Here is a 26,549-nt window from a genome sequence, read left to right as displayed (position 1 = left end):
TCGAGTTGGTCGGGGTCAGCATCGAACCCCGCGGCTCGCGAGATGGGCGGCGAGTTCCGCTCGGGCTCGATGCAGCCAGGTCTTCACGGTCCCGATCGGTCGGCCGACGGCCTGCGCGACCTCCTCATACGAGAGCCCTTGCTCATGAAAAAGCGCAAAGACGAGACGGTATTCCGGCCGGAGCCGGCCCAGCGCCAGTTCCAACTCGCCGGCCAGGTCGTCCGGGTCGGGCGGGACGGAGCGGAGGTCGGCCTGATCGACGATCCAGGATGGTTCGGCCGAGGGGGGGCGTCGGGCCCGCGAGGCCAGGGCGGTGCGGCAACGGTTGGCGGCGATCTCCAGGAGCCAGGGCCGGATCGGCCGCGTCGCGTCGAATCCGAAGATCCCCCGCAGGGCCCGGACGAACGTCTCCTGCATCGCGTCCTCGGCGTCGTGCCGATGGTTGAGCATCCGGAAGCAGAGGCCGAACACCACCCCCTGGAACCGCGCGATCAACTCGCGCGGGGCCTGGGGGTCGCCCGACCGGATCGCCTCGACCAGCAAGAGGTCGTCCATCGTCGATCAGCCCGCCCGGTCCACCGCCCGTCTCCATCCTCGGGGCTTCGCCGACCACGCGCCGGTCGAAGGGTGTTACCCGAGAGGGAGGGGCTCCGTTTCAGCGATTCGCCCATTCTCGCCGATTCTTGGCGGCGAAGGGGAGCCGGTTGGGCCGGGAGCCCGGCCCTGAAACGCCGATCGGCGGCGTCTCGGTCCTTTGAGGGAAGGCCGAGGCGCCGCCGATGGAGGTCGAGGCCGGGTCCGAGACGATCGACGCGGCGGGCTCAGGAGCCGACCGCGGCCTCGGAGTCTTCCAGGTCGAGCAAGGCCCCCAGCTCCTCGGCCGAGAGGTCCATGAAGTCGCGGCCCTGGCGTTCCAGGCCGTCCTCCAGCCTCACGGCGAGGTGGTGCAGCTCGGGGAGGTCCACCCGGAACGCCAGCTCGGCGAGGTCGTCGGGGTCGAGGTCGCCGAGCTCGCACTGCATCGCTTCGAGCTCGAGCTCGATCCGGGTCACGGCCTCGCGCATCGCGTCGTGCGTCTCCGCGGAACCGCCGACGACCAGGCACTGGGCGCTTCGCGTCAGACGCTGCTGGTCGTCGCCGCCGTCGAGCCCGAATCCGATGATGGCGGCGCGGAGGCGGCGGGGTCGTGGTGTCGAGGACTGGGTCGTGATCATCGCGGAGGGGGCCTTTCGCGTGGGGTCGCCGATGGCGAAGGGATGGCGGACGGAGAGGGGATCCCTACGACCGGCATCGGCCATGTTCGTCAGGCTTCTTATCGGACTCCCCCGCGACGATCGGACAGGGCTCGGGTCGAGAATCCCGCCCCCGTGCGGATGCGACCGGCATCGGTCTTACGATCCGCCCAGGCATTCCTTCGCGACGTTGCGGGCCACGCGATAGGCGATTTTGATGGTCAAACCGCGACCGTCGATCTGGTCCTCGGTGAACGGTCGGCCCTCGCTGGTGTGGAGGCCCGCCAGCGCGATCGTCAGGGGGAGCAAGTCCAGGAATTGGCGGTATTTCTGCTGCAGGTCGGGGGACAGGGCGGGATTCTCGGCCACGTCGATTCTCCTTTCGCGAGGTCCATGTCCTCGTTGGGGCGCGGGACGACCGGCGCGTCCCGACGGCCCGCTCCGGGCGAGGCGGGGCGAGGCCCGCCCCAAACCCGATTGTCCATCGACGGACGCACCCGAGGCAAGCGCCCGGCGACGATTTCCTTCCGGGACGGCGGACCCCCCGACCCTACGCTATGCCCGGCTCGGCCGTGGCAGGCGGCCCGCCCCCCCCTCCGGCCCCCAGGTCCGGTTGGGCAAGAGATTTCGAACCAATCGGCGGGGGGCGACGTCTTGCCTTTGACGGCGGCGTCATGGTCTGATAAGTTCACCATGAAGAATTGAATGGATAGGAAATCGGGGCGCGGCGCGTCTGACGCATCCGGCCCTCACCACACCACCCACGTCACACTCGCTGAGTTTTCTTCGGAGGATTGTTTGATTCGTTCAGTCAAGGAGGCGCCCGCCTCGGGCTTCCGCTCGATGGGCCTGAGCCCCAGCATGCTCAAGGCCCTGGCGATCGCCAGATACCACACCCCCTCACCGATCCAGGCCGAGTTCATCCCCCACGCCCTCGACGGCCAAGACGTCCTTGGGCAGGCCAAGACGGGGACCGGCAAGACCGCCGCCTTCGGCATCCCGCTGATCGAAATGCTGGAAGCCCGGGGCCGAGGCCCGCAGGCCATCATCCTGGCGCCGACCCGCGAACTCACCCAGCAGATCGTCGTCGAGCTGAAGAAGCTGGCGCAGAACCGCGCCGACGTGTCGATCTGCGGGCTCTACGGCGGCGAACCCATCGACCGCCAGATCCGCGTCCTGAGCCGCGGCCTGGACATCGCCGTCGGCACCCCCGGCCGCGTGCTCGACCACATCGAGCGCCACACGCTGTACCTCGGGGACATCTTCCACCTGGTCCTCGACGAGGCCGACCGGATGCTCGACATCGGGTTCCGGCCCGACATCGAGAGGATCATGCGGCAGCTCCCCGTCCCCCACCAGACGATGCTGCTCTCGGCCACGATCAGCCCCGAGATCCGCACCCTCAGCCACCGCTACATGCACGAGCCGATCGAGCTGAACCTGTCGACCGACGAGCCTTCGGTCGAGACGATCCAGCAGTTCTACGTCTCGGTCAACCACGACCGGAAGATGGAGCTGCTCGTCCACCTGCTCAAGCGCGATCAGCCCCGCCAGTGCATCGTCTTCACCCGGACCAAGCGCGGCGCCGATCGGCTGGCCGAGCGGCTTCGGCGGACGATCCCCGGCGTCGCGGCGATCCACGGCGACCTCGCCCAGACGGCCCGCGACCGCGTCATGGCCGGCTTCCGCGCCGGTTCGATCCCGATCCTGGTGGCGACCGACGTCGTCGGCCGCGGCATCGACGTCGCCGGCATCAGCCACGTCGTCAACTACGACATCCCGGACGACCCGGAGAACTACGTCCACCGCATCGGCCGCACCGGCCGCATGGGTAAGGACGGCGTCGCCTACCTGTTCGTCGGCCCGGACCAGGGCGAGCCCCTGACCGAGATCGAGACCCTCATCAACAAGGTGATCCCGTCTCACAAGGTCGAAGGGTTCGAGGTCGTCCGATCTTCCTCCAACGCCCCCAAGGCCAAGGAACTCTTCAACACCGTCGTCAACCGCTCGTTCGCGTCCCGCTGACCCGATCGAGCGGCGCGCCGCCGGCCCCGCTTCGCTCTTCCTCACCGCTTCCGACCCGCCGACCGCCCGAGAGCTTCAAACAGTTCCCGGGCATCCTCCTTCAGGCGGTCCCCCTCCACCGACCCGCCGCCCGATCCGCGGGCGGCGAACAGGATCTGATCGCAACGCGCGGCGAGACTCGCCGCGCGACGACCCAGTTCGTTCGAGCCGCTGGCCCTCGCCACGGCCGCTTCGGCCTCGCCCGGCGTCAAGGCGCCGGGGGGCCGCCCGACGGCCTTCCTCGCATATTCCACCAGGGCCTCGATCATCCGTCGCGCCAGGTCTTCCACGCTCCCCGCGTCGTCGCCGAGCCGTGCGCCGGCTTCGGCCGCGAACCGTCTCGCCTCGCGAGCGCCGCCGGGGAACCGCCGACGCCAGGCCGCCGCGATCCGCTTTCGGAGCGCGAACAGGCCGACCGCCGCCAGAGTCAGCATCCCCAGCGCGAGCCCCACGGCGATCCGTCGCGCCGAGGCGTCCGGGGTCGGCGGTCGGTAGTCGAGTCCGCCGGCGTCGAAGTCCGGAACGGCGACCACCTTGAGCGGGACGCCGTTCGTCGCTCGGGTGATGTAGCGATCGATGCGAGGATCGAATGCCGCGATCGAAACCGGCGGCAGGACGACCTCGCCCGACTTCATCGGCCGGACCCGGAAGACGAACGCCCGACCCGGCGGCTCGTCGGACGTCTCGTCCGCGAGCCTTTCCAGCCGCGGCTCGATCGACGACCCGCGCAGTCGACCCAGGTCCGGCCCAGTCGTCATCCCCCACGCGCCGGGGCCCTGAACGCGGATTCGATAGGTCACTTCACCCCCCATGCGCACCTGACCCGGATCGACCTCGGCCGAGGCGGTGAAGTCGCCGACGCCCCCGAGGAACCCGGGCGGCCGACCCGCGACCGGCGGATTCTCGACCGTGAACCGGAGGGCCTTGCTCCGACCCGATCGGTCGCCGAGCCTCGCGACGATCGGCGGCACGTCGAGCCGTCCCGGCGCCGTCGCGACGAGTCGGAACCGGGTGGAGAACGCGTTGTCGCTCGCGACGCTCCCGCCGATCGCGCTCAGCCCCAGGGGGCGGAACGCCTCCTCGACGAGCCACATCCGCGCCCCCTTGAGCGCGGGCGGCTCCAGCTTCGGCCGCTGCTCCCTCGCCCCCACGTCCACGAACACGTCCACCCCCTGCCCCACCAGGATCCGCTCCCCTCTCGCCCGCGCGCGGACCGTCAGGTCCTCGGCCCGCAGGTTCGAGCCGAGCATGAGGAAGACCGCGATCCCCGCCAGTAAACCCTTCCTCCGCCAGGGGCGAAGGGAGGATTGGCCGTGGTGTGCGTGAACGGGGCTCATGGAGGATTTGTTGATGTCGAAATGTGGTGGTGCCATTATCCGCGTTACCAGTCCTTGCCGTCGACGCGGGGATCGTCGGGCGGTTGGTCGTCGGGGAGTCGTCGCCGTCGGGCCTCGCGGATCTGTTCGAGGGCGGCGTCGAGGCGGTCCTCGGGGGAGGCTCCGGGGGGGGCGGCGGCGTCTCCGCCGGCGCCGCCGCGCTGGCGAGGGCTGGGGCGGTCGCTCGCGCGGGCGTCGGTCGGGTCGGCGTCGGCCGAGTCCGGGGGCTGGCCGTCGGGGTCGTCGCCGGGGCCGTCGTCCGGTTGGGCGTCGCTCGCTTTGGGCGTGGCGTCGGGAGGGGCGGCCGAGTTCGGGGCCTCCTCGGGCTTCTCCTCGTCTTGCTGGGAAAGCTCGTTGCGAAGCTGCTCCAGGGCGAAGAGGCGGTTGACGGCGGCGTCGCGGCGGACCGCGTCGAGGTCCGCGCCGGGGGCCTTCGATCTCAGGCATGCGTCATAGGACTGCACCGCGAGCGGGAGGTCGCCGAGGCTGAGCGCGACGTTCCCCAGCGCGTAGTCGATCCGGGTCCGCAGCGCGGCGTCGGCTCGCTCGCGGGCTGCCTCGTAGCGCGCAAGGGCTTCGGGGAAGCGGCCGATCTGGTACAGGGTCGCGGCGGCGCCGTAGGGGGGGATGGGATTCGCGGGCGCCTTCGCGGCGGCCTCTTCAAACGCGGCGAGGGCCTCGGCGAAGCGGCCCGCGTCGTAATCGGCCCGGCCCCGCGCGACGGCCTCGGCGGCGGTCCCCGGCGCGGGCGGTGGGCCGTCGGCGCCGAACTGGGTCGGGGCGAGCAGGGCGAGGACGAGGACCGAGGCGGACGCGGCGAGCCGAGGGGAGCGTCTGGGACGTCGGCCACGGTCGCCGGGTCGGCCCGCGGCGATCAGGAATCCGGCCGACGCGACCAGGAACAGGCCGAACCGCTCGGGACGCGCCGCGGCCCTCGCCGCGCGGCGGTGCGCCAGGGCCACCGGGGCGATGCGTTCCTGGTACAGCACCCCGAGGTCGGCGGTCGCCAGGCCGAGCTTGATCGACGCCCCCCCGCTCCGCTCCGCGATCGCCCCGAGCGCCGCGTCGTCGCGCTTCGAGACGACCGGCTCGCCCTGGTGGATCAGGGGGCGGGCGGGCGTCCCGGAGGGGACCGGCGCCCCCGCCTCGGCGTCGCCGATCGCGACCGTGTGGACGACGACCCCCCTGGCGAGCGCCCGCTCCAGGGAATGCGCCCACCGCCCTTCGTGATCCTCGCCGTCGGAGAAGAGGAGGATCGTCCGGCCCTCGTCGGCCTCGCCCGGATCGAAGGCGTCGACGGCCGCGTCGATCGCCGCGCCCAGGTCGGTGCCGCCGGGCCGTACGTCGCCGGGACGGAGCCTGTTCATCGCATCGACGACCGCTCCCATGTTCTGGGTGAGCGGGCAGCGGAGGACGCCCCGGCCGGCGAACGCGACCACCCCCGCGCGGTTCGCGGGCTCGCGCGCCAGGGCTTCGACCAGCCCGCGCGCCGTCTCGACGGCCAGGCCCAGCCGATCGGGCGTGGCGTCCTCGGCGGCCATGCTCCGGCTGACGTCGAAGGCGAGCACGACGTCTTGCCCCGGCCCGATCGGCTCGTCGGACGCGAACCCGATCCGAGGCCGCGCCAGGGCCAGGACGAGGAGCGCCGCGGCGATCAGGATCTCGATCGAACGATCTCCCGGCGGCCTCCCCCACAGGCCGAGCGCCCGCCAGCCCCGGGCGCGCAGCCGCGCGGCTCGCCACGACCAGACCGCCAGGGCGGGGAGGCCGAGCAGGAGCCAGAGGCGCTGGGGGTTCTCGAAATCCATGACGCGATGCCTCGGGATGTTCTCGTCTCGTCAGGGGAGTCGTCGCAGGCGTCCGCAGGCCAGCAGCCGGTCGAGGGCCAGCAGGCCGACGGCGGCGGCGGCCCAGGGGGCGAACCGCTCGTCGTATCGGGTGCGGACCTCGTCGCGGATCTGGCTTTTCTCCAGGGCGTCGATCGTGCGAAAGACCGCGTCGAGGGCGTCGGCGTCGGTCGCGCGGAAGGAACGGCCGCCGGTGGTCGCGGCCAGGCGTTCCAGCAGCTCGACGTTCGGCCCCTCGCGCTCGGCGACGACCGGGGCGCCGGTCGCGTCGACCCCGTGGACGACGCCCCCCTCGCGGCCGACGGCGATCGTGTGCAGCGTCACGCCGAGGTCGCGGGCCAGCTCCGCGGCGCGTTCGGGGGCGAGTGGGTTCGGCACGGCCGGCGCGTCATTGCCGTCGGTCAAAAGGATGAGCACCTTCTTGGCCGGCGAGGCGAGCCGCAGGGCCTCCAGCGACCAGGCGATCGCGTCGCCGATGCTGGTGCCGTCGTCCCCCGGCCGGGCCGGACGCACGGCCGCCGCCGTCTCGATCAGGAACCGGTGGTCGAGCGTCGGCGGGCAGGCCAGGTCGGGATAGTTGGCGAACGTCGTCAGCCCGATCAGGTCCTCGGGGCGGCCCTCCACGAACCGCGCGAAGGTCTCGCGCGCGGCCTCCAGCCGGCTGATCCGCCGGGTGTCGCGGTCGGCCGGGAAGTCGACCGTGTTCATGCTCGAACTCTGATCCATCGCGACCACGATCGCGACCCCCTTCGCCGCGATCCGCACCACCCCGCCGACCGTCTGCGGCCGGGCCGCCGCCACCGCGATCGCCCCGATCGCCAGCGCCTGCAAGGCCGCCGGCAGCCACGCGAACCAGGCCCAGGGGGAGGCCCCCGCCCCGCCGCCGACGAACCCCGAGAGGCTCGGCCAGGCGACCCGCCCCCGCATCCGCTCGCGAACCAGCGGCAGGACCGCGAACCCCAGCAGGATGAGCCAGACCGGTTGGGCGAATCGCATGAGAGGTTTGTCCTCCCTTCCCCCACCAGGGGGGAAGGAATGCTTGCGCCGGAGTCGCTTTAGTTCTGTGTCAGCGCCTGCTTCGCGGCCAGGGCGCGGGCGAGGGCCTGTTCCGGGCTTGGGTCGAGGACGGTGATGTGGCCCATCTTGCGGCCGGGTTTGGCGGTGCGCTTGCCGTAAAGGTGGAGCTTCACGCCGGGATCGCGGAGCGCCCGCGCCCAGTTCGGCTCGCCGCCGGCCCAGAGGTCGCCCAGCAGGTTGACCATCGCGGCCGGGGAGGTCAGGTCGCACGAGCCGAGGGGGAGGCCGCAGAGGGCGCGGACCTGCTGCTCGAACTGGCTGGTGAGGGCCGCTTCCATCGTCAGGTGGCCCGAATTGTGGGGTCGGGGGGCGATCTCGTTGACCAGGAGCCGGCCGGCCGAGGTCAGGAAGAACTCGACGCAGAGCACGCCGACGGCGTCGAGCGCCTGGGCCACGGCCAGGGCCGTCTCGCGCGCCTCCTGAGCCACGACCGGGCCGACGGGGGCGGGGGTCATGGTGCTGGCGAGGATGTGCCGCTCGTGGTGGTTCAGGCCCACGGGGAAGGCGGCGGCCTGGCCGTCCCTCCCGCGCGCCACGACGACGGACGCCTCGGCGGCGAACTCGACCCAGCCCTCGGCCACGCATGAGGTCCGGCCCAGGCTTCCCCAGGCGGAGTCGGCGTCCGCGCCCCGCTCGACGAGCACCTGCCCCTTGCCGTCGTAGCCGGAATCCGACGTCTTCAGGATCAGGGGCGTCCCCAACTCGCGGACGGCCGTCGCCAACTCGTCGGCCGTTCGAACGGGGCGCCAGGGGGCGTGGGGGATACCGTGGCGGGCGAGGAACGTCTTCTCGCGGAGCCGGTTCTGGCTGACCCAGAGCGTCCGCCAGCCCGGCCGGACGATCCGCCGTCGGGCCAGCCAGCGGAGCGCGGTGGCCGACACGTTTTCGAACTCGACGGTCACGGCCGACGCGCGGTCGGCCAGGGCGCGGAGGGCGGGCAGGTGGTCGGGCGGGCCGAGCACGGTCCAGTCGGCAACCTGCGCGGCCGGTGTCTCGGCGGTGGCGCTGAGCACGCCGGCCTGGTAGCCCATCCGCTGCGCCGCCTGGATGAACATGCGTCCGAGCTGTCCGCTGCCGACGACCGCGATCGACGCGGGGGGATGCAGGACGTTCGATTCCTCGCCGGAGGTCATCGGGGCGATTCTCCCACCGCGTCGGTCTGGGCCTTGCGGAACGCGGCGAGCGCCTCGCGGACATGCGGGTGCTTGCGGGCCAGGATCGCCGCCGCGAGCAGCGCCGCGTTCGCCGCGCCCGAGGCCCCGATGGCCAGCGTGCCGACCGGCACCCCGCGCGGCATCTGGACGATCGAGAGGAGCGAGTCGATCCCCTTGAGCATCTTGCTCTCGACCGGGACGCCCAGGATCGGCAGGATCGTGATCGCCGCCAGCATCCCCGGCAGGTGCGCCGCGCCGCCGGCCCCGGCGATGATCAGCTCCAGCCCCCGGCCTTCGGCCTCGCGGCCGTAGGCGAACAGCCGGTCGGGCGTCCGGTGGGCGGAGACCACCCGAGTCTCGTGCGGGATCCCCAACTCCGTGAGCAGCTCCGACGCGTGCCGCATCGTCTCCCAGTCGGACTTGCTCCCCATCACGACGCCGACGAGGGGGGACTCGTTCTGTTCTGGATTCATGTTCATGGGCTTACAGCGGCTTCCTGGTCATGGCGCGGCGTCTCCCGGATGATCGCGGCGTCGGCTTCGAGTCTATTTCGGACGTCCTGCGCCCCGGCTTCAACCTATTATCCGCCGCGTGGGGGGCCCTGCCCACCCTCGTTTCGGGATGCGCCGGGGCTTTCGCCCGAATTGACCGGGCCGGGCGGGACGGCGACAATGGCGCTCCAACGCCCAAGGTGCACGCCAGAGGAGGTCGGCCGGATGACGGAGACGGATCGGGACGAGGTTCGGGTCGGTGTGGTCGGGTGCGGGGGCTTCGGCCTCTACGCGTTGCAGCAGTTCGTCCAGGTTCCCGGCGTCCGGCTGGTGGCGATGGCCGGCACGGCCCGCGAGGCCTCGATCGCCGCGGCGAAACGGTACGGCATCCCGGACGTGGAGGCGGTCGATTCGCTCCTGGCCCGCGAGGACGTCGACCTGGTCTACATCTCCACGCCGCCGTTCCTGCACCACGACCAGGCGATCCGGGCCCTCCGCGCCGGCAAGCACGTCGTTTGCGAGAAGCCGCTGGCGATGACGTTGGAGCAGGCCGACGAGATGATCGCCGAGGCCCGCCGCGCCGACCGGCTGCTCACGGCCAATCTGATGCAGCGGTACAACCCGGTGTACGACGCCGTGTCGCGGCTGATCGCCGACAAGGTCCTGGGCGAGCCGATCCACGGCTTCTTCGAGAACTACGCGTCCGACGAGAATCTCGGCCCCGGGCACTGGTTCTGGGATCGCTCCAAGAGCGGCGGCATCTTCATCGAGCACGGCGTCCACTTCTTCGACCTCTTCGCCGGCTGGCTCGGCGAGGGCCGCGTCGTGGCCGCTCAGCGCGGGCTCCGGCCCGGCTCCCCGACGCCCATCGAGGAGCAGGTCCAGTGCTCGGTGCGGTACGCGAACGATGTGCTGATCAACTTCTACCACGGATTCCACCAGCCCGGCCGGATGGACCGGCAGGAGCTTCGCATCGTCTTCGAGCGCGGCGACGTCACGCTCTTCGGCTGGATCCCGACCGTCGTGAAGGTCCACGCCGTCGCCGACGAGGCCCAGACCCGGGCGCTCTGCGACCTCTTCCCCGGCGCCCGCCTGGATTGCACCACCACCTACGCCCCCAAGGACCGCTCCTGCGCCGCCCGCCACAAGTCGCTCGACGTCTACCAGACGCTCGAACTGACCTGGGGCGAGGGCGTGGTCAAGTCGCACCGCTACGGCGAGCTCCTCCGCAGCGTCATGGCCGATCAGGTCGCCTGGATCCGCGACCGCTCCCATCGCCGCGTCATCACCGAATCCAACGGCCGCGACTCCCTGGGCCTCGCCTGCGAGGCCGACCGCCTGGCGCAAGCCTCGGCGTGAGGCTTTTTCGCGGGAGTAAGCGAGCACGAGACTCGCATTCGAACCGTAACATCCTTCCCCCCTCGCGGGGGAAGACAGACCCCGAAGGGGTCAGATGAGGGGGAAGACGAGCAAGTCGGCCGTCGGAATTCGCAGACCGGCCGCCCGAAACGCCGACGGCTCTCATGCTCGTCTTCCCCCTCATCCGGCCCTGCGGGCCACCTTCCCCCGCGAGGGGGGAAGGGATGATCGAATCGATTGGCGTTTACCTACGGAGCGACTCCCATGATCTTGCCCAGGCGATTCGAGAAGCTCCTGCTGACTCCCGCCGACGTGAAGCCCTCGCGCGAGGATTTCGAAGTCGTCGGCGTCTTCAATCCGGGGGTGATCCGGGCCGGGGACGAGGTCGTCATGCTCGTCCGGGTGGCCGAACGCCCGCGCGAGACGCGGGAGGGCTATACGGCCCTGCCCCGCTGGGACGCCGACGCCGGGCTGACAGTGGATTGGGTCGCGAACGACGAACTGAGGCCGATCGACCCCCGCGTCGTCGAGCGCAAGGCCGACGGTCTCGTCCGGCTGACGTTCACGTCGCACTTGCAGGTCGTCCGCCTGGGCGACGGCCGTTCCGTCCGCGAGACCACCGACGTCCGCTTCGTCCCCGAGGGCGAGATGGAGGAGTTCGGGGTCGAGGACCCCAGGATCACCGAGCTTGACGGGCGCTTCTATTTCACCTATGTGTCGGTGTCGCGGCATGGGGCCTGCACGTCGCTGGCGTCGACCGCCGACTTTCGGACCTTCGCGCGGCACGGCGTAGTCTTCTGCTCGGAGAACAAGGACGTGGTGCTGTTCCCCGAGCGGATCGGCGGCGAGTTCGCGGCGATCCATCGGCCTAACCCGGCGACGCCGTTCAACCGTCCCGAGATGTGGATCGCCCATTCGCCCGACCTGAAGCACTGGGGACGCCACGCCTGCCTCCACGGCGGCGGCGGCTCGTGGGAGACCGGCCGCGTCGGCGCGGGGACGCCCCCCGTCCGGGTCGCCGACGGCTGGCTGGAGATCTACCACGGCAACCGCCGCCCGACCAAGCCCGGCGAGGTCGGCGCCTATTCCACCGGCGCCCTCCTGCTCGACCTCGACGACCCATCGCTCGTCCTCGCCCGCACTCCCGACTCGATCTTCGAGCCGACCGCCGATTTCGAGCGCCGGGGGTTCGTCGACGACGTCGTCTTCCCCACCGGGATCGTCGAGTCCCCCGACGGCTGGCTCGTCTATTACGGCGCCGCCGACTCCTCGACCGCCGTCGTCGAGTTCGGGCGGGACGATCTGCGGGGGTCGCTGGTGGAGGTGTGAGGATCGACTGTCCGGCCGAGCGTCCTCTCGACACCCCGCGTCGATGCGGTCCGTCAGCCCCCCCGGACGGGGAAGATCGGAGCCCAGGCATGAGCAGGTGGTTTTTCGGTCTGGCGATCCTGCTGGTGGTCGGCGGATTCGGGATGGTTCATGAGTGGCTTGGGTTGAGTCGCCAGGTCTCGGTCGTCGCGGGCCTGCTGGTCTACGCCGCCGGCTGGTTGCTCGTCAGCGTCGTCGTGGGCTTCCGGACGCGGTGGCGGATCCAGGCCGACGCGCGGCCGTTCGGGTCGGAGGGTGATGGCCAGGGTCGTTACGCAGCCTTTTCCCGGGCCCTGGCGGGGAGCCGCCGGACGGGACTCTTCCTGATGCTCGTTGGCGCGTGGCTTACGCCTGTGGCGATTCTCGGGTTGTTCGGCCTTCCGATATTGCTGGCGGGGGCCGTCGCCTGCTTCATCGCCTCGCTGGCGATCCGGCGCGACGGGGACGGGAACGCTGGCCCTGCCCTCGGGGGCGTTCTGCTCGGCCTGGGATGGCTCCTCGCCGCCGTTGCGGCGATGGGGGTCGCCCACCTCGTCGGCGACGTTCGAGCCCGAGGGCGGGACGTTCCACCGCTCCTCCCTTACTGGATCGCGGCGCCGTTGCTGGTCGGCGTCGGTTCCGGCCTGCGTTCCGTCCTCGGTCGGCGCGATCGAGCGGCCCGGGCGGCGGTCGTCGTCGGCCTGCTCCTGGTCGTGGCCGTCCTGGCCGGGTCGACGCGAGGCGTCTTGCCCCGGAGCCTCTAGGCTCCTCCTCGAACGCCGGCGACCGGCGACGGTGGCGGAGCACGGAATTCCGGTGGAGCGATCCTAAAGATGTGGGCTTTCCTGAGGGTCTTCTGCTTCCTCGGCCTGCCTTGCTTCGCCATCGCGAGTTGCGCGATCTGGCGTCCCGTCGCGTCCTGGGAGGGGCCGAGGCTCCCGGCGGCGACGCGGGCCGTCGCACCGATCCTCGTCCTCCTGGCGATCGGCTTCCCGATCGTCGGAATCCCGGTGGTCCTGCTCATGTTCTGGCTGCTGCCGAGGGTTCCCGCCGACCGGCCGACGCCGATCCGGGACCGCCTCGCGTGGACGGCCTTCGCGCTCGGGATCTCCCTGATGGTGACGATGGCCGTCTTCGCGATGACGCAGGAGGGCGACGGCGATTGGCGGCCCTTCGCGACGATCCGGCTGCACACGCGGATCTTCCTGGGGATGGCGTCGTTCGCGCTGGTCGGGCCGTTGGCGGCCTTCTTGCTGTCGCGAGGGACGAAGGGAAGCCCCCTCTCGATTGGGCCGATGAGACGCCGACGACCCTCGTGGAACTCGTGGCGCGGTTGGATACGCTCGATCCTCGGATGACGATCCATGCGGCCCGGCCGTGGACCTGCGATTCGCCGGCCGTCGCGCTCGAGGATTCCGCTGAGTTCAGCGGCCGGGAGGATCCTCGACGGCGCGGGTGCGTCTATTTCCTGGAGGTGTTCATCGCGATCGAGCTGCTGGACGACTGGGAGGCGGGTCTCCCCGCGCCCCCCTCGGATCGCGAGCGTTGCGAACGGCTCATCGAGCTGCGGACGCCGCGACTCCGGAGGGGCTCGGATCGTCCCGGGCTCAGACCATCGCCTTGATGATGTCGTCGACGGGGATGGTGGCGAAGGTGCTGGCGTAGTCGGACATGGCGTAGGGGATGATCAGGACGCCGTCGTGGACGACCCCGCCGCAGGAGTAGACGACGTTGGGGACGTAGCCCTCGCGCTCGTTGGCGTTGGGCTCCAGCAGGGGGTGTTCGAGGCGGCCGATGAGGCGGGAGGGGTCGTCCTTGTCGAGCAGGAACGCGCCCATGGCGTACTTGCGCATGGCGCCGACGCCGTGGGTGAGGACGAGCCAGCCGGCGTCGGTCTCGATGGGGGAGCCGCAGTTGCCGAGCTGGACGAACTCCCAGGCGTAGGTCGGCTTGGCGATCGGGACCTTGGTGTACCAGAAGTGGAGCATGTCCGAGTACATCAGGAAGATGTTCTCGTTGTCCTGGCGCGAGAGCATGGCGTAGAGGCCGTTGACCTTGCGGGGGAAGAGCGCCATCCCCTTGTTGCGGACCTCGGGGCCGTTGAGGGTGCTGGCCTTGAAGCGGAGGAAGTCCTTGGTCTCCAGGATCTGGGGGAGGACGACCTTGCCGTCGAACGCGGTGTAGGTGGCGTAATAGGTGATGGAGCCGTCGTCGTCGCGGAACTCGACGAAGCGGGCGTCCTCGATGCCGTTGGTCTCGGTGGGCGAGTTGGGGAAGATGATCCGCTCGGAGACGTTCAGCTCCGGCTCGAAGGCGACCTCGTAGTTGGCGCCGACGAGGGTGCGCATGCCCTGGGCCAGCGGCTCCAGCTCATGGAGACGGGGACGCGCGCGGTGGAGGGCCAGCCCGATGGCGGCCTCGAGCTGCTCATCCGTGAACTGGTCCTCCAGGGTCTCCAGGACCTGCTCGGCGAACGGGCCGTCGATCCGCAGTTCCACGAGCTTGCGGAAGAACAGGACCTTGTCGAACAGGGTGTCGGGGATCTGCTCGGGCGCGGTGACGAACCGGGTCGGCTCGTCCATCTGGATCCGGAGGCCCCGGTCCACGACCCCGGAGCGGAAGGTGATCGACGAGATGTGCCCCTCGCCGGTGGCCCGCAGGCTGATGATGAACCGGCGCGAGCCTTCGGGCAGGCCCGACTGGTCCGGGGCCCAGACCATCGAGGGGTTGAACAGGGCCGCGGACTCGAAGGCGTACTCCTGGGTGAAGTAGGCCCCGATGAGCAGCCGGCGGGCCTCGCTGACGGGCTGATCGGTCAGCATCAGGTGGCGGACGCATTCGTACCGCTGGAGGAAATACCGGCGGATCTTCTGGTGGCGGTCCCGGAACTCGTCCATGACCTCTTCGAACTGGCGCTCGACCTCGACCTCGGAGAGCGCGCAGATCCGGCCGATGATCCGTTCGACGCGGTGGTCGTCGGCCGGCTGGAAGGGGCGGATCACCACGCGGCTGTTGTTGGGCCGCAGGACGATGGCGGTCCGGTCGACCCGGAGCTGCGCGCAGGCGACGGCGGCCTCGTCCGTGGCCGGGGTCGTCGTCGTCGTCGTCGAAACATCCATGCGAGAGGATCCTGGATCGGGTTGGGATGGGATGGCGAGGGGTCGTCGCCGCCGAAGGGGGGATCGGAGGGTCGGCCGGCGGGTCAGGGCGCCTGGACCTGGCGTTGGTGCGAGAGGGCGCTTTCGATCAATTTCATCTCGGCGAGCGAGAGGAGGAAGGCCAGGGTCGATTCGGCACCCTGATTCTGGTTGATCCGGTCTTCCTGGAGGCCGTCGCGGCAGCCGCCGGACTTGGCGTCGTACAGCTCCAGGCCCAGGTCGTTGCCCCCCAGGAACCATTCGAAGGCGCGGCGGGCCTCGGCGAGCCAGGCGGGGTCCTCGGTGGCCTGGTAGGCCTCGAGGCAGGCGGCGACCATGGCCTGGGCCTCGACGGGCTGCTGGTCGAACTGGGCCCGGACCCCTTCGCGGACGTAGAAGCCGTTGCAGCCGATGGGGCGGAAGCAGCCCGAGGGGGCCTTGTGATGCTCGACCAGCCAGGCCAGGGTGTCGAGCCCGGCCTTGAGCGCCTCGGGGGGGCCGCCGTTGCGGGCGCTGGCGATCAGGCTGTGGGAGAGCCGCGCGTTGTCGTAGGTCAGGCGATCCTCCAGCCACCGCCAGCCGTCGTCGGCGACGGCCTCGTGCAGGCGGAGGAGCTTCTGGGTCAGCAGGTCGCGGGCCTGGCTGGCGGGCCTCGCCCCGGCGAGCCGCTGGAGGTAGTGGCAGACGCCCAGGAGCCCGAACGCCCAGGCCCGGGGTGACGTGGTCTCCAGCAACCCGGGGAGGGCCTGGTCGAACAGGTGGGAGGCCCAGAACTGGAGGTCGTGGCGGCGCGAGCGGTGGACGCAGGCGCCCAGGACCCAGATCGCCCTGCCGTGGCTGTCGTCCGAGCCGACGTCTTCCAGCCAGCGGCGGTCGAAGCTCATGAAGTTGCGGAACCGCCCCCGCGCCGGGTCGAAGGCGTAGTTGAGGAACGCCGCGTAGGTCGACGCCAGGCGGGCCGTCTGGGGGCTGTTCTGGCCGAGCTGCTCCAGCAGCACCGTCAGCAACAGGGCCCGGGCGTTGTCGTCGGTGCAGTAGCCCTCGGCGAAGTTGGGGATGGTGAACGTGGCGTGCTGGATCATCCCGGCCGAGTCGCTCATCCGCGCCAGGTGGTCGAGCCGCCAGCCGGGGAGGTCCAGCGGCTGCTCGGCCAGGGTCCGCACGGCCAGGGGCTTGATCGGCACGTCGAGGCGGCTCCGCCGCGCGTGCTGGAACGACTCGACGAACTGGTGGGCCACGCGGCTCCAGATCATCTCGCGGCCCATCATGTAGCCCCGCCTCCGGATGGCGTGACGCCGCGAATCGTCGCGCAACAGGTCGCGGATCGCGGTCGACAGCGCCTGGGAGTCGGCGAACGGCACCAGGACGCCGCGGCCGTCGGCCAGCAGCTCCTCGGCGTGCCAGTAGGGGGTCGAGACCACGGACTTGCCGCAGCCGAAGGCGTACGCCAGGGTCCCCGAGGTGATCTGCGCCGGGTTCAGGTAGGGCGTGACGTAGATGTCGGCCACGCCGATGAACTCGATCAGCTCCGGCAGCTCGACGAACCGGTTGTAGAAGCTGACGTTCTCGCGGATGCCCAGCTTCCTCGCCAGCCGCTCCAGGCTGATCCGGTAGCGCTCCCCCTGCTCCCTCACGAGGTTGGGGTGGGTCGCGCCCAGGACGATGTAGACGAAGTTCGGGAACTCCTCCAGAATCGCCGGCATCGCCTCCAGCATGTACTCGATGCCCTTGTTGGGCGAGAGCAGGCCGAAGGTCAGGGCGACGTGCTTCCCCTCGACGCCGAACTGGTCCTTGTAGAAGGCCGGGTCGACGAACGGCATGTCGGGGATGCCGTGGGGGATCAGGTCGATCTTGGACTCCGGCGTCTTCCAGACGTCCAGCAGGAACGCCTTGGCCCGCTCCGACATCACGATCACCCGCGCCGAAAGCTCGAGGATCTCGTCCATCACCCGCCGCTGGTTGGCGTCGGGATCCTTGAGGACGGTGTGCAGCGTGGTGACGATCGGCATCCGCAGGTTGCGAAGGAGCCGGACGATGTGGCTGCCGGCCGGGCCGCCGAAGATGCCGTACTCGTGCTGGAGGCAGACGACGTCGGCGTTGCTGAAATTCAGGAAGTCGGCCGCGCGGAGGTAGGAGTCGAGCTCCTGCTCCTCGATCTCGAAGCGGACCTCGGGGGGGTAGTCGTACCCCCCGGCGAGGTCGTTGACCGGGACCACGAAGCAGTCGGCCGACGGGAACTGGGTGGCCGTGGACGTGCAGAGGTCGTGCGTGAAAGTGGCGATCCCGCACTTGCGCGGCAGATAGTCGCCGATGAACGCGATCTTCCGGACTTCGCTGGTTCGGTTCATAACACCTGACGGATCATGCCGGGGCCCCGCGGGACGGCCCGGGCGACGTTTCGGGGCTTGGCTAACGACTCGGGCCGAGAACTCTCGCCCGCGAGGGCGTGCAGACGTGCCCGAGCTGGCCCCTCCTCCCGTTCGGGAAGTAGTCCCTGACGATGGGCGGCGAGGTCGGCCGGGGCGGCGGCGGGGGCGTCAGCCTTGAGGGGCTCCCGGATCCGACGCCGGGCCGAACGCCATAAGGGGCCAGCAGGTCGGCCCCGATTCGCGAGGCCGCCCTGGTCCGATCGACCGCGACCGCTTGGCGGGCCGGCGGCCTCGTCCCGGCCCCCACCACGCTCCTCGTGCGGTTGAAGCGCGACGCCGGCGCGGATTGGGCGCGGACCTCGCCGCACCAGGCCGCCAGGACCGTCGCGGCTGCGATCGCGCGGAAGACGTTGGCCAGACTCATGGAGACGACCTCCTCGGGCCCCGCCGACGATTCTCCAGACCGGCAAGGGGCCCACCGTGAGAATACCCGTCGCCGGCCGGCTTTGCCAGAGGGCCCCTCGGCGGCGCGGCGTCCTCGAGCCGAGATTTCCGACGCGCCCCGCCCTGTTCCAGGCCCCTCGACGGCGGACGGCCCGATAGGGCGATTCGAAGCGATGCGATCGAACGCCGGCGAAGTCCGGGGCCTCGTCTATTTCCGACTTTCGGTCGAGGGATCGCCGCTTTCGCCCCCGGGGCGCTTCTCGCGATCGGCGCGTTCCCGCTCCTTTTCGACCGCCCCGGGAGCGGGCCCGGGATGGCCGCTGTCGCGGCCGCCGCGGTCGGTGGTCGCCCCGCCTCCCTCGACCGCGTCGGCGTCGCTCTCGAACTGGTCCGGTTTCCTGGGATTCTCTGCCATGACGCTCGCTCCAAGTTCAGGACGCCGCACCGGGGGGAGGTCCCTCGGGCCGCTTCGAACGAGGGGCAAATCCCGGACCCCTGGAACGATTTCCGGCGCGGCCCGGGAACCACGCGGGCCCGCCCCCCCGTGAGGAAGGGCGAGCCCGTCGCGCGGCCGGGGCCGAATCCGGTTCAGCTGCCGGCGGGGGCCGGCGGGGTGGCGGCTTCGGTCTGGGAGGCCGGGGCGAACCGCACGGCGCGCTGGTCGACGTGCGTCTTGCCGAACATGTCGGTGGCGCGGACGTGGATCAGGTGGGTGCCGGGGGCCGGGGCCTCGCTCGCCAGCCTGGCTCGCCAGAGGTGGGTGGACTTGTTGGGGGCGGGAAGCTTGCGGCCGGGAGGGGGCTTGGGGCCTTCCTCCAGCGCTTTCATGGCGACGAAGTAGGGGTCCGCTTCACGGACCTGCTCCATCGGCCGCCATTCGCCCGAATCGCCGAGCCGGATCTCGACGATCGACTTCTCATTGCCGGCGAAGACGTTGACCACCGCGTCGGTCGTCGAGGCGGCCTCGGCGGCGACCTCTTCGGGGGCGTGGATGTTCATCTGGTGGCTGGCGGGGCGGCGGGCGGCGTGGAATTCCACGTCGTACTTCGGGCCGTCGAAGGTGACGATCGAGTAGCCGTTGGGGGCGCCGTCGGACATGGTGGCGTGGGGGATTCCGTTCTCGTCGGGCGCGCCGGCCCACCAGCTCCCGCAGACCGTCCCGTGGACGAGGTGGTGGTGCGGACCGTCGCCGGGGAAGCCGTCTTCCGAGCCGAGGAACCGATGCTGCTGCTGGTGCAGGTGGGCCGACAGCGAGAGCGAATGCGGGCGTTCGGCCAGGAGCTTGAAGATCTCCGGGCGCTCCTCGATCTCGGTGATCGGGATGTGCATGGTGAGGACGACGAGCTGGTCCTTGGGGGTGTTCGCCAGGTCGTTGCGGAGGAACTCCATCTGCTTGGCGCCCAGGCCGCCGTGATACTTCCCCTTGGACTTCTTGTCGTTCGGGTCGGCGGCGACCCAGACCACGTCGTCGAGGACCACGAAGTGGACCGGGCCGTGGTCGAACGAGTAGTACGGAGGGCCGAAGTAGTGCTCCCACGTCTCGTCGGAGTAGCGGTCGTCCACGGCGTCGAAATTCATGTCGTGGTTGCCCAGGACGTTGTACCAGGGGAGCCCCAGCAGCGCGATCGACTTCTTCAGGGGTTCGAAGACGGACAGGTCGTTGAAGACCACGTCGCCCAGGGTCATCCCCAGCACCGCGCCGTGGGATTTGGCGGAGATCAAGGGCTCGATCACGTCGTGGGTGATGTACTCGACCTCCTTCACGTCGCGCGGTTGGGTGTCGCCGAAGAGGAGGAGCTTGAACGAATCGGGCTCCTCGCGCGGGACGAGCGCGAAGTCGACCGAGGCGGGGAGCGGGCCGGTCGGCGCGACGCCGGGGAAGTGGGTCTTGGGGGAGCCGGCCGGCTTGTGGTTGTAGTGGAACTTCGGCAGTTGCTCGTGGTCGACGGGCGTCATCCAGTGGCGAGGCTTGATGACGAACAGGATCGTGTCGTCGTCGATCGGGAGCGTGTAGCGGCCCGAATCGTCGGTGCGGACGACGTCGCGGCCGTTGGAGACCCGGACGTCCGCCAGGCCCGGCTCCCCCTCGTCGCGGACGCCGTCGCCGTCCTTGTCATGGAAGACCAGGCCCGTCGCCGTCTGCCCGGCCGGGGCCGCCGGCGCGGGGGTCGGCTTCGGGTCGGCCGGGACGACGGCCTCCGTCGGGTTCTTCGGCGCGCCGGGCGCCGGCGCGTTGGGCGCCTGCTGCGCCGGGGCGAGCGGGCCGAACGCCAGGAAGGCCGCCGCGGACAGGGCGACGGATACGCGGATTCTCATGTCGGCGATTCTCCAGGGGATGCGGGGTCGCGGGTGGGGCCGAGTCAGGCCCCCCATTATGGCCCCGTCGCGTGAAGGTTTCGCGAGCCTTCGAGGAAATTCGTCCCGCCTCCCGCATCGGGCGTCGCCCTCGATCGTTCGAAGGCCGTCCGAGAGCCGACGGGTGCCCCGCTCGTCCGGCCCTGAGGGAGCCCGCCAATCATCATTCAAGGTGGATATGTCGCTTTAGGTCCCGCGACGTCCGATTTTGACAACGAGGATGCAGTTCCGGGACGCTGCGTCGATTGGCGTTGTTAAACGTAATCGTGTCGTAAGTCGTTTGAAGACAACGTGTTAATGGGATTGGTTCGGGCTCGGGCGACTTCTCGGCAGATCCCGCCGGACCTCGGATAGCGAGCGTTCCGCACCCGAGATATCGTTCAACGCAGACTGATCCGAGCCGCCTGGGTCTGGGACCTGGGGCCGAGGGCGGGTCGTCAGGACCCGGGGTCGGACGCTCGGAGCGAGGTCGCAAGCTGGCCGTGTTCGTGGGCCCAGGGGTCCCGGGGACGTTCCATCAGCGATGCGGCGGCGGAATTCCCGTTCCAAATACATGCTGGAGAAGCCACGACGATGAAGATCAGCCGCTTGTTTTTGATCGCTTTCGGTTTGCTGGGCCTCGTCGCGGCCCCCGCCATGTCTCGCGCCGATTTCGTCATCGTCAAGGCGAACAACCCCCAGGTCGATGAGAACGTGCTGCTCACGAGCGGCGAGGTCGGCCACACGATCACTGGTGAGACGAACACGACGCATGCCGGCGTGCTGATCACGTCGGCCGCGCAGGTCCTGACCTCGCCGTCGAGCGGGCAGGCGCGGGTCGAGGCGCAGTCCGGCAGCCTCCTCGGGCTCGACTCCATCAACCTCCTCGCCGGCGCCACCTACACCAGCCTGATCTTCAACCTGTTCAGCGGCAGCGGCGACGCGGTGTTCACCATCAACGGCTTCGACGCCAACGGCAACGCCGAGTCGATCACCAGCTCCGCGTTCGCCCTGGGCAACGGGCAGAACTTCTTCACCATCACCGCCATCAACGGCGAGCGGATCAGCAGCGTGGGCTTCACCTCCGCCGGCGGCGTCACGGACGTCCGCCAGATCCGGATCGGCGGGGTCGCCGCCGCGGTCCCCGAGCCGGCCTCGGTCGCCATGCTCGGCCTCGGCGCCGGCGCCCTCGGGCTCGTCGGCGTCGCCCGCCGCCGCCGCGCGACGACCGTCTGAACCAACTACAAGCTCGATCCTGGATCGACCGAAAGCCCAGCCCCCGAACCGGGGCTGGGCTTTTCGCTGCGCGGCGTGAAGGGGCGAATCCCGACGAGGGCGCGCCCTTTGCCCTCCGGCGGGGTCCCGCCCCGATCCGACGTCCAGGCCGGGGGCCGTCCCGCGCGGCTTTCCCGGCGGTCGGGGGCCCGCTAGAATCATCCCGAAGCCGCGTCGGCCGGATGAGGACGGCGGCCGCCAGGCCGGGGAGTCGCGCCATGCCGGACGACATCGACCGCATCAGCCCGACGCTCCGCCCCGCCGGGCGCACGTCCATGCGCCAGCGCTGGGCGGAGCTGCTGTTCCTCCACTGGCCGATCCCGGCCGAGACGCTCCGGCCGCTGATTCCCGACGCCCTGGAGATCGACGCGTTCGACGGCGTCGCTTACGTCGGCCTGGTCCCGTTCACGATGACCGGGATCCGGTATTCGTGGGCGCCGCCGGTGCCGGGGACCTCGCGGTTTCACGAGGTTAACGTCCGTACGTATGTGCATTATCGGGGTCGAGATCCGGGCGTCTGGTTCTTCAGCCTGGACGCGGCGAACGCCCTGGCCGTGCGGGTCGCCCGACGGTTCTGGGGCCTGCGGTACCACTTCGCCCGCATGAGCCTGACGCGCGGGCCGGAAGGGATCGCCTACCGCTCCGACCGCCTGTGGCCGGGACCGGCCCCCGCCGGCTGCGACCTGGCGTATCAACCCGAGGGGACGCCCCGGGCGTCGGCCCCCGGCACGCTCGAACACTTCCTCGCCGAACGCTACATCCTTTACACGACGCATCGCGGCCGGCTCCTGTCGGGCCGGGTCCACCACCCGCCCTACCCGCTCCAGCCGGCCCGCGTGCTCCATCTCGAAGAATCGCTGACCGCCGCCGCCGACGTCCCCCGCCCGATCGGCGTCGACCCCCTCGCCCACTACGCGAGCGAGGTCCGCGTCCGCGTGTATCCGCTCCGGCCGGTCGGTTGACGAGCCGTCCCGGACAATATCGGCCCGCCGTCGACGAACACACGTCCGAGAACGACGAACTCGACTCCAGAATTGAACAGGGGTTCCGACGATGGATGCCGACTGGGAAGGCACGACGAAGGCGACGATCCAGATGACCGAGGTGCCCGTCGTCCCGAAGTCGGGGATGGGCACCCTGATGAGCATGGGGGGCATGGTGGCGTTCGGGGCGTTGATGATCTTCATCGCGATCGCGACGGAGAACGGCTTCTTCGTGGTGCCGGCGCTGCTGTCGGGCGTGGTCGTCTTCTTCGGGCTGGTCGGGCTGTTCACGGTGGGCCCGAACGAGGCCAAGGTGTTGCAGTTCTTCGGCGACTACCGGGGGACGGTCCGCGAGCCGGGGCTGCGCTGGGTCAACCCGTTCTTCACCAAGCGGAGCGTCTCGCTGCGGGTGCGGAACTTCGAGAGCGAGCGGCTGAAGGTCAACGACCTGGCGGGCAACCCGATCGAGATCGCCGCGGTCGTCGTCTGGCGGGTCGTCGACACCGCCGAGGCCCTCTTCCACGTCGACGACTACAACGACTTCGTCCACGTCCAGAGCGAGGCCGCCCTGCGGAACCTGGCCCTCAACTACCCGTACGACCCCCACGTCGAGGGGGAGATCGCGCTGCGGAGCCACACGGCGGAGGTCGCCGAGCACCTCAAGGTCGAGATCCAGGAGCGGCTCGTGCAGGCGGGGGTCCTGGTGATGGAGGCCCGGATCAGCCACCTGGCGTACGCCCAGGAGATCGCCCACGCGATGCTCCAGCGCCAGCAGGCCGGGGCCGTGATCGCCGCCCGGACGATGATCGTCGAGGGCGCCGTCGGCATGGTCGAGATGGCCCTGGACCGGCTCTCGCACCAGAAGATCGTCGAGCTGGACAACGAGAAGAAGGCCGCCATGATCGGCAACCTGCTGGTCGTCCTCTGCTCCGACCGAGGGACGCAGCCCGTCGTCAACGCCAGCAAGGGTTGACGATCGTAAACGTCCCAACATTGCACGCTTGATGCCCTGCAGCCCCCGCGATAGATTCGAGCCCTCGACATCCCCCGATTCCATCCCCGGGACGGGACGGGACGGGATGGACTCGGGGCCATTTCTTCACCACGACCGCGGGGCCTGGTCATGCGAGCGTTCCCCTCTCTTGTCGCGTGGCGGCGATGGGCGATCTCCTTCACGATCCTGCTGGCGGCGAGCTTCGGCCCGCCCCTCGCCACGACGGCGACGGCGACCGCCGCCGCGACGCAGGAGGGCGAGGCCGAGTTGCGGACGTGGAAGGACGTCAGCGGCCGGTTCAAGATCCAGGCCCGCTACGTCGGCGTAGAGGGGGAGAACGTCGTCCTCCGAAAGGCGGACGGGAAGGAGATGCAGGTCCTGCTGGACCGCCTCTGCTCCGCGGACCGGCGATACGTCGAGGACCTCCTGAAGAAGCTGGCCGAGGAAGACCCGTTCAAGCCCAAGCCGGCCGCCGATCCGTTCCAGCCCAGGGCCGCCGACGCCCGCCCCGGCGCGATGGCGGCACGCCCAGGGTCCCCCTCCCCGAACCTCGGCTTCCCGAACCCGGCCGTCCCGAACCCCGGCGGCGAGCCCGCCGAGATCGACCCCGATTGGTCCTCCGCCCAGCTCGCCGGACTTCCGCCCGAAGGCGCCTGGAAGATCGCGATCGCCCCCGCCGCGCCGCCCGCCGCCGAGACCGCCCCGGCCGCGCGGCCTCGGGGCGTGCCGATCCCCGCCACGACCGACTTCTTCGAGCACCAGAAGGGCTTCGCGGTCAACGTCGCCGGGAGTTACGCGGTGGTCGGCTACACGCTGGACAACCCCAAGCCCGGGACCACCCGGATCGCGGTCTGCGACCTCAAGGCCGGCAAGACCCTGGGCGTGGTGAAATCATCGGGCGTGCTGGCGCCCCTGGCCCTCTCCGACGCGGGCGATCAGGTCTTGATGCGGAAGGACGAGTTCGGCTTCGGCAACGCCGACCGGCTCGAACTCTGGAACCTCACCGCGCAGGGGCTCGTCAAGGCCTGGCGGTTCGCCCCCTACGACGACGCCCAGGGCCCCGCGCGTGACGTGAAGTGGGCCGCGTTCCTCGGGCCGAAGCGGTTCGCGACCATAGGCGGCGGCAAGCTGGTGCTCTGGGACCTGGACCCGGTGCGGCCGAGCCTGACGCTCCAGACGACCGACGGCTGCGTGCCCGCCGTCTCCCCCGACGGCAAGTTCCTGGCCTTCGCCCACGAGGGGAAGGTCGGCCTGCTGGACGTCGAGGCCGGGCAGATCGCCGCGGTGCAGGCCATGCCGCTGACGCAGACCCCGTGGCCGAGCTTCGGATTCTCCCCCTCGGGCAAGCGGTTCGCCTGCCTCACGGTCGGCAAGGCGTTCGTCTGGAATACCGAGGACGGGACGCTCCACCGCGATCTTCAGCTCAGCCCGATCGCCGTCGCCCCGGACAATCCCCCGCTCTGGACCGACGAGGATCACCTCCTCGTCGGCGGGCGTTACCTGATCGACGTGGAAAGCCAGGTCAAGCTCTGGGACTACCAGGGGGCCGAACAGGCCGCCCGCGACCGCGACGGGCTCTGCTGGTTCCTGCTCGCCGCCCGCCAGAACCAGGCCGGCGCCCTGATCCCCGCGCGGCTCCCGCAGCCGATCGTCCGGCAGTCGCTCAAGCAGGCCCTGGCCGATCCCAACTTCTTCATCGTCCGCCCCGGCGCGACCGTCTCGATCGACGCGGCGGGCGTCGCCGACGCCTCGAAGCGCGAGAAGGTCGTCGAATCGCTGACCGCGAAGCTCGCCCAGATTCAGGTGAAGGTCGCGCCAGGCTCCGCGTTGGTGCTCCTCCCCGTCGTCGAGACCGGCAAGGAGGAGGAGATCTCCTACCGCACGATGGGGGCCGGATTCCGCACCGACAGGTTCAAGGTCCGCCCCCAGATCAGTCGGATCCAGCTCGCTTACAAGGGGCAGTCCGCCTGGGAGTCCGGCTCCTCCTCGGTCCCCCATTTCGACATCGCCCACCTCGGCCCCAACGAATCTCTGGCCGACCACGTCAGGAAATTCGAACAGCCCAACTACGCGTTCTTCGATCAGGTCGAGCTTCCTCGCCTCCTCGCCCGGCCCAACCCCGGCGGCGGGTTCACGCTGGGGTCCTCGCAGGTCGGCACGGCCGGGGTGAGGTGAGGGCGGGGATCGACTTGGGGGCGACGGCGCGGGGTCAGCCGGCGAGGACTTCCTCGGGGATGTTGTCGTTGGCGTAGACGTTCTGGACGTCGTCGTTCTCGTCGAGGAGGTCCTTGAGCCTGAGCATCTTCTTGCCGGAGTCGACGTCGAGGTCGACGTAGGTGGCCGGCAGGTAGCTCGTCTCGGCGCTCTCGGTGGGGATCCTGGCGTCTTCCAGGGCCTTGCGGACGGTCTCGAACTGCTTGGGGTCGCAGGTGACCTCGAAGTAGCCCTCGATCAGCTCGACGTCGTCGGCGCCGGCTTCCAGGGCGACTTCCATCAGGGCGTCCTCGACGACGTGCTTGGACTCGACGAGGAACAGCCCCTTGTAGGTGAAGAGGTAGTTCACGCAGCCGGTCGCGCCGAGGTTGCCGCCGGAGGCCTCGAAGATCCGCCGCAGGTCGCCGGCGGTGCGGTTGCGGTTGTCGGTCAGCACCTCGCAGAGCACGGCCACGCCCGAGGGGCCGTAGCCCTCGTACATGACCTCCTCGAAGTTCTCGGCCCCCAGTTCGCCGGTGGCCTTCTTGATCGAGCGCTCGATGTTGTCCTTGGGACAGGAGAACTGCCGGGCCTTGTCGATCGCATAGCGGAGGCGGAGGTTGGCGGCGGGGTCGGGGCCGCCGTTGCGGGCGGCGACGTAGATGGCCCGGCAGAGCTTGCTGAACAGCTTGCCGCGCTTGGCGTCGACCGCGCCCTTGCGATGGGCGATGTTCGCGGAGTGGGAATGTCCTGCCATCTGGGATCTCGGCTCCTCTCTCTGGCGGCCGCGCCCGGCCGGTTCGCGTCAGGCGTCTCGTCGAACGCCGGGTCGCCGCAGGGACGACGACGGGCCGGCGCTCGAGCGTCGGCCCG

Annotated in this window: 23 protein-coding genes; 10 read left to right on the top strand and 13 right to left on the bottom strand. The window is 70.3% G+C overall.

The genetic code is table 11. The features are described 5' to 3' along the window. Positions 1–15 precede the first annotated feature (15 nt). From VT85_RS09675 to VT85_RS09665, 3 genes are all read right to left on the bottom strand, one after another. Positions 16–555: an RNA polymerase sigma factor gene (locus VT85_RS09675; protein ID WP_068413933.1), complete on the bottom strand. Its 540-nt coding sequence runs from the start codon at positions 553–555 to the stop codon at positions 16–18. A 266-nt stretch (positions 556–821) separates the two neighbouring features. Beyond that, positions 822–1,214, bottom strand: coding sequence for a hypothetical protein (locus VT85_RS09670; protein WP_068421736.1), 393 nt, complete (start codon positions 1,212–1,214; stop codon positions 822–824). Positions 1,215–1,391: 177 nt separating this feature from the next. Next, a complete protein-coding gene (locus tag VT85_RS09665) occupies positions 1,392–1,601 on the bottom strand; it encodes a hypothetical protein (RefSeq protein WP_068413931.1) in 210 nt (69 codons plus the stop codon). Between the two features lie 429 nt (positions 1,602–2,030). On the opposite strand from VT85_RS09665, the gene VT85_RS09660 reads away from it, so the two are divergent. Next, positions 2,031–3,257, top strand: a complete 1,227-nt coding sequence (locus VT85_RS09660; protein ID WP_197491191.1) for a DEAD/DEAH box helicase — start codon at positions 2,031–2,033, stop codon at positions 3,255–3,257. A 41-nt stretch (positions 3,258–3,298) separates the two neighbouring features. Here VT85_RS09660 and VT85_RS09655 read toward each other — a convergent pair whose 3' ends face one another. From VT85_RS09655 to purE, 5 genes are read right to left on the bottom strand one after another with little or no spacing between them, the layout of a single operon-like run. Beyond that, on the bottom strand, positions 3,299–4,633 hold the full coding sequence (locus tag VT85_RS09655) for a BatD family protein (RefSeq protein ID WP_197491190.1): 1,335 nt from the start codon (positions 4,631–4,633) through the stop codon (positions 3,299–3,301). Between the two features lie 44 nt (positions 4,634–4,677). Then, on the bottom strand, positions 4,678–6,480 hold the full coding sequence (locus VT85_RS09650; protein ID WP_068413913.1) for a VWA domain-containing protein: 1,803 nt from the start codon (positions 6,478–6,480) through the stop codon (positions 4,678–4,680). Between the two features lie 30 nt (positions 6,481–6,510). Further along, positions 6,511–7,515, bottom strand: coding sequence for a VWA domain-containing protein (locus VT85_RS09645; RefSeq protein WP_068413911.1), 1,005 nt, complete (start codon positions 7,513–7,515; stop codon positions 6,511–6,513). A gap of 59 nt (positions 7,516–7,574) precedes the next feature. Next, on the bottom strand, positions 7,575–8,729 hold the full coding sequence (locus VT85_RS09640; RefSeq protein ID WP_068413905.1) for a 5-(carboxyamino)imidazole ribonucleotide synthase: 1,155 nt from the start codon (positions 8,727–8,729) through the stop codon (positions 7,575–7,577). Next, positions 8,726–9,229: a 5-(carboxyamino)imidazole ribonucleotide mutase gene (gene purE, locus VT85_RS09635; protein WP_315850941.1), complete on the bottom strand. Its 504-nt coding sequence runs from the start codon at positions 9,227–9,229 to the stop codon at positions 8,726–8,728. The genes VT85_RS09640 and purE overlap by 4 nt, the downstream gene beginning before the upstream one ends. A gap of 237 nt (positions 9,230–9,466) precedes the next feature. Here purE and VT85_RS09630 point away from each other — a divergent pair, with 237 nt between their 5' ends. From VT85_RS09630 to VT85_RS09610, 5 genes are all read left to right on the top strand, one after another. Beyond that, a complete protein-coding gene (locus VT85_RS09630; protein ID WP_068413902.1) occupies positions 9,467–10,600 on the top strand; it encodes a Gfo/Idh/MocA family protein in 1,134 nt (377 codons plus the stop codon). 264 nt (positions 10,601–10,864) lie between these two features. Continuing rightward, a complete protein-coding gene (locus tag VT85_RS09625; RefSeq protein WP_068413900.1) occupies positions 10,865–11,929 on the top strand; it encodes a glycosylase in 1,065 nt (354 codons plus the stop codon). Between the two features lie 89 nt (positions 11,930–12,018). Further along, complete coding sequence (locus VT85_RS09620; RefSeq protein ID WP_068413897.1) at positions 12,019–12,711, top strand: hypothetical protein; 693 nt, start codon at positions 12,019–12,021, stop codon at positions 12,709–12,711. 69 nt (positions 12,712–12,780) lie between these two features. Next, the gene (locus VT85_RS09615; RefSeq protein ID WP_068413894.1) at positions 12,781–13,305 is read left to right on the top strand and encodes a hypothetical protein; all 525 of its coding nucleotides are present in this window, start codon (positions 12,781–12,783) and stop codon (positions 13,303–13,305) included. Next, positions 13,302–13,571: a hypothetical protein gene (locus tag VT85_RS09610; protein WP_068413891.1), complete on the top strand. Its 270-nt coding sequence runs from the start codon at positions 13,302–13,304 to the stop codon at positions 13,569–13,571. The genes VT85_RS09615 and VT85_RS09610 overlap by 4 nt, the downstream gene beginning before the upstream one ends. Here the strand turns inward: VT85_RS09610 and VT85_RS09605 are convergent. The 4 genes from VT85_RS09605 to VT85_RS09585 form a co-directional block, all read right to left on the bottom strand. After that, positions 13,555–15,066 (bottom strand): glycoside hydrolase family 130 protein, encoded by a 1,512-nt coding sequence (locus tag VT85_RS09605; protein WP_082858483.1) that lies wholly within the window; start codon positions 15,064–15,066, stop codon positions 13,555–13,557. The two genes, VT85_RS09610 and VT85_RS09605, sit on opposite strands and share 17 nt — an antisense overlap. Positions 15,067–15,149: 83 nt before the next feature. Next, positions 15,150–17,432 (bottom strand): glycosyltransferase family 4 protein, encoded by a 2,283-nt coding sequence (locus VT85_RS09600; protein WP_068413888.1) that lies wholly within the window; start codon positions 17,430–17,432, stop codon positions 15,150–15,152. Between the two features lie 61 nt (positions 17,433–17,493). Beyond that, positions 17,494–17,877 carry a hypothetical protein gene (locus VT85_RS09595; protein ID WP_068413881.1) on the bottom strand — a complete coding sequence of 128 codons (384 nt, stop codon included), beginning with the start codon at positions 17,875–17,877 and terminating at the stop codon, positions 17,494–17,496. Between the two features lie 608 nt (positions 17,878–18,485). Then, positions 18,486–20,213 carry a calcineurin-like phosphoesterase C-terminal domain-containing protein gene (locus VT85_RS09585; protein ID WP_068413875.1) on the bottom strand — a complete coding sequence of 576 codons (1,728 nt, stop codon included), beginning with the start codon at positions 20,211–20,213 and terminating at the stop codon, positions 18,486–18,488. A 612-nt stretch (positions 20,214–20,825) separates the two neighbouring features. On the opposite strand from VT85_RS09585, the gene VT85_RS09580 reads away from it, so the two are divergent. The 4 genes from VT85_RS09580 (at position 20,826) to VT85_RS09565 (ending at position 25,658) form a co-directional block, all read left to right on the top strand. Beyond that, a complete protein-coding gene (locus VT85_RS09580; RefSeq protein ID WP_068413872.1) occupies positions 20,826–21,467 on the top strand; it encodes a PEP-CTERM sorting domain-containing protein in 642 nt (213 codons plus the stop codon). Positions 21,468–21,724: 257 nt separating this feature from the next. Next, entirely contained in the window at positions 21,725–22,468 is a 744-nt protein-coding gene (locus tag VT85_RS09575) for a YqjF family protein (protein ID WP_197491189.1), read from the top strand. A gap of 133 nt (positions 22,469–22,601) precedes the next feature. Beyond that, positions 22,602–23,462, top strand: a complete 861-nt coding sequence (locus tag VT85_RS09570) for an SPFH domain-containing protein (RefSeq protein WP_068421720.1) — start codon at positions 22,602–22,604, stop codon at positions 23,460–23,462. Between the two features lie 150 nt (positions 23,463–23,612). Continuing rightward, complete coding sequence (locus VT85_RS09565; protein WP_068413864.1) at positions 23,613–25,658, top strand: SHD1 domain-containing protein; 2,046 nt, start codon at positions 23,613–23,615, stop codon at positions 25,656–25,658. A 34-nt stretch (positions 25,659–25,692) separates the two neighbouring features. Here VT85_RS09565 and VT85_RS09560 read toward each other — a convergent pair whose 3' ends face one another. Then, on the bottom strand, positions 25,693–26,433 hold the full coding sequence (locus VT85_RS09560; protein ID WP_068413861.1) for a YebC/PmpR family DNA-binding transcriptional regulator: 741 nt from the start codon (positions 26,431–26,433) through the stop codon (positions 25,693–25,695). Positions 26,434–26,549: the final 116 nt, after the last annotated feature.

Source organism: Planctomyces sp. SH-PL62, from assembly GCF_001610895.1.
Lineage (GTDB): Bacteria > Planctomycetota > Planctomycetia > Isosphaerales > Isosphaeraceae > Paludisphaera.
Note: the sequence above shows the minus strand (reverse complement) of the source record. Positions and strands in the feature narration are given on the sequence as shown.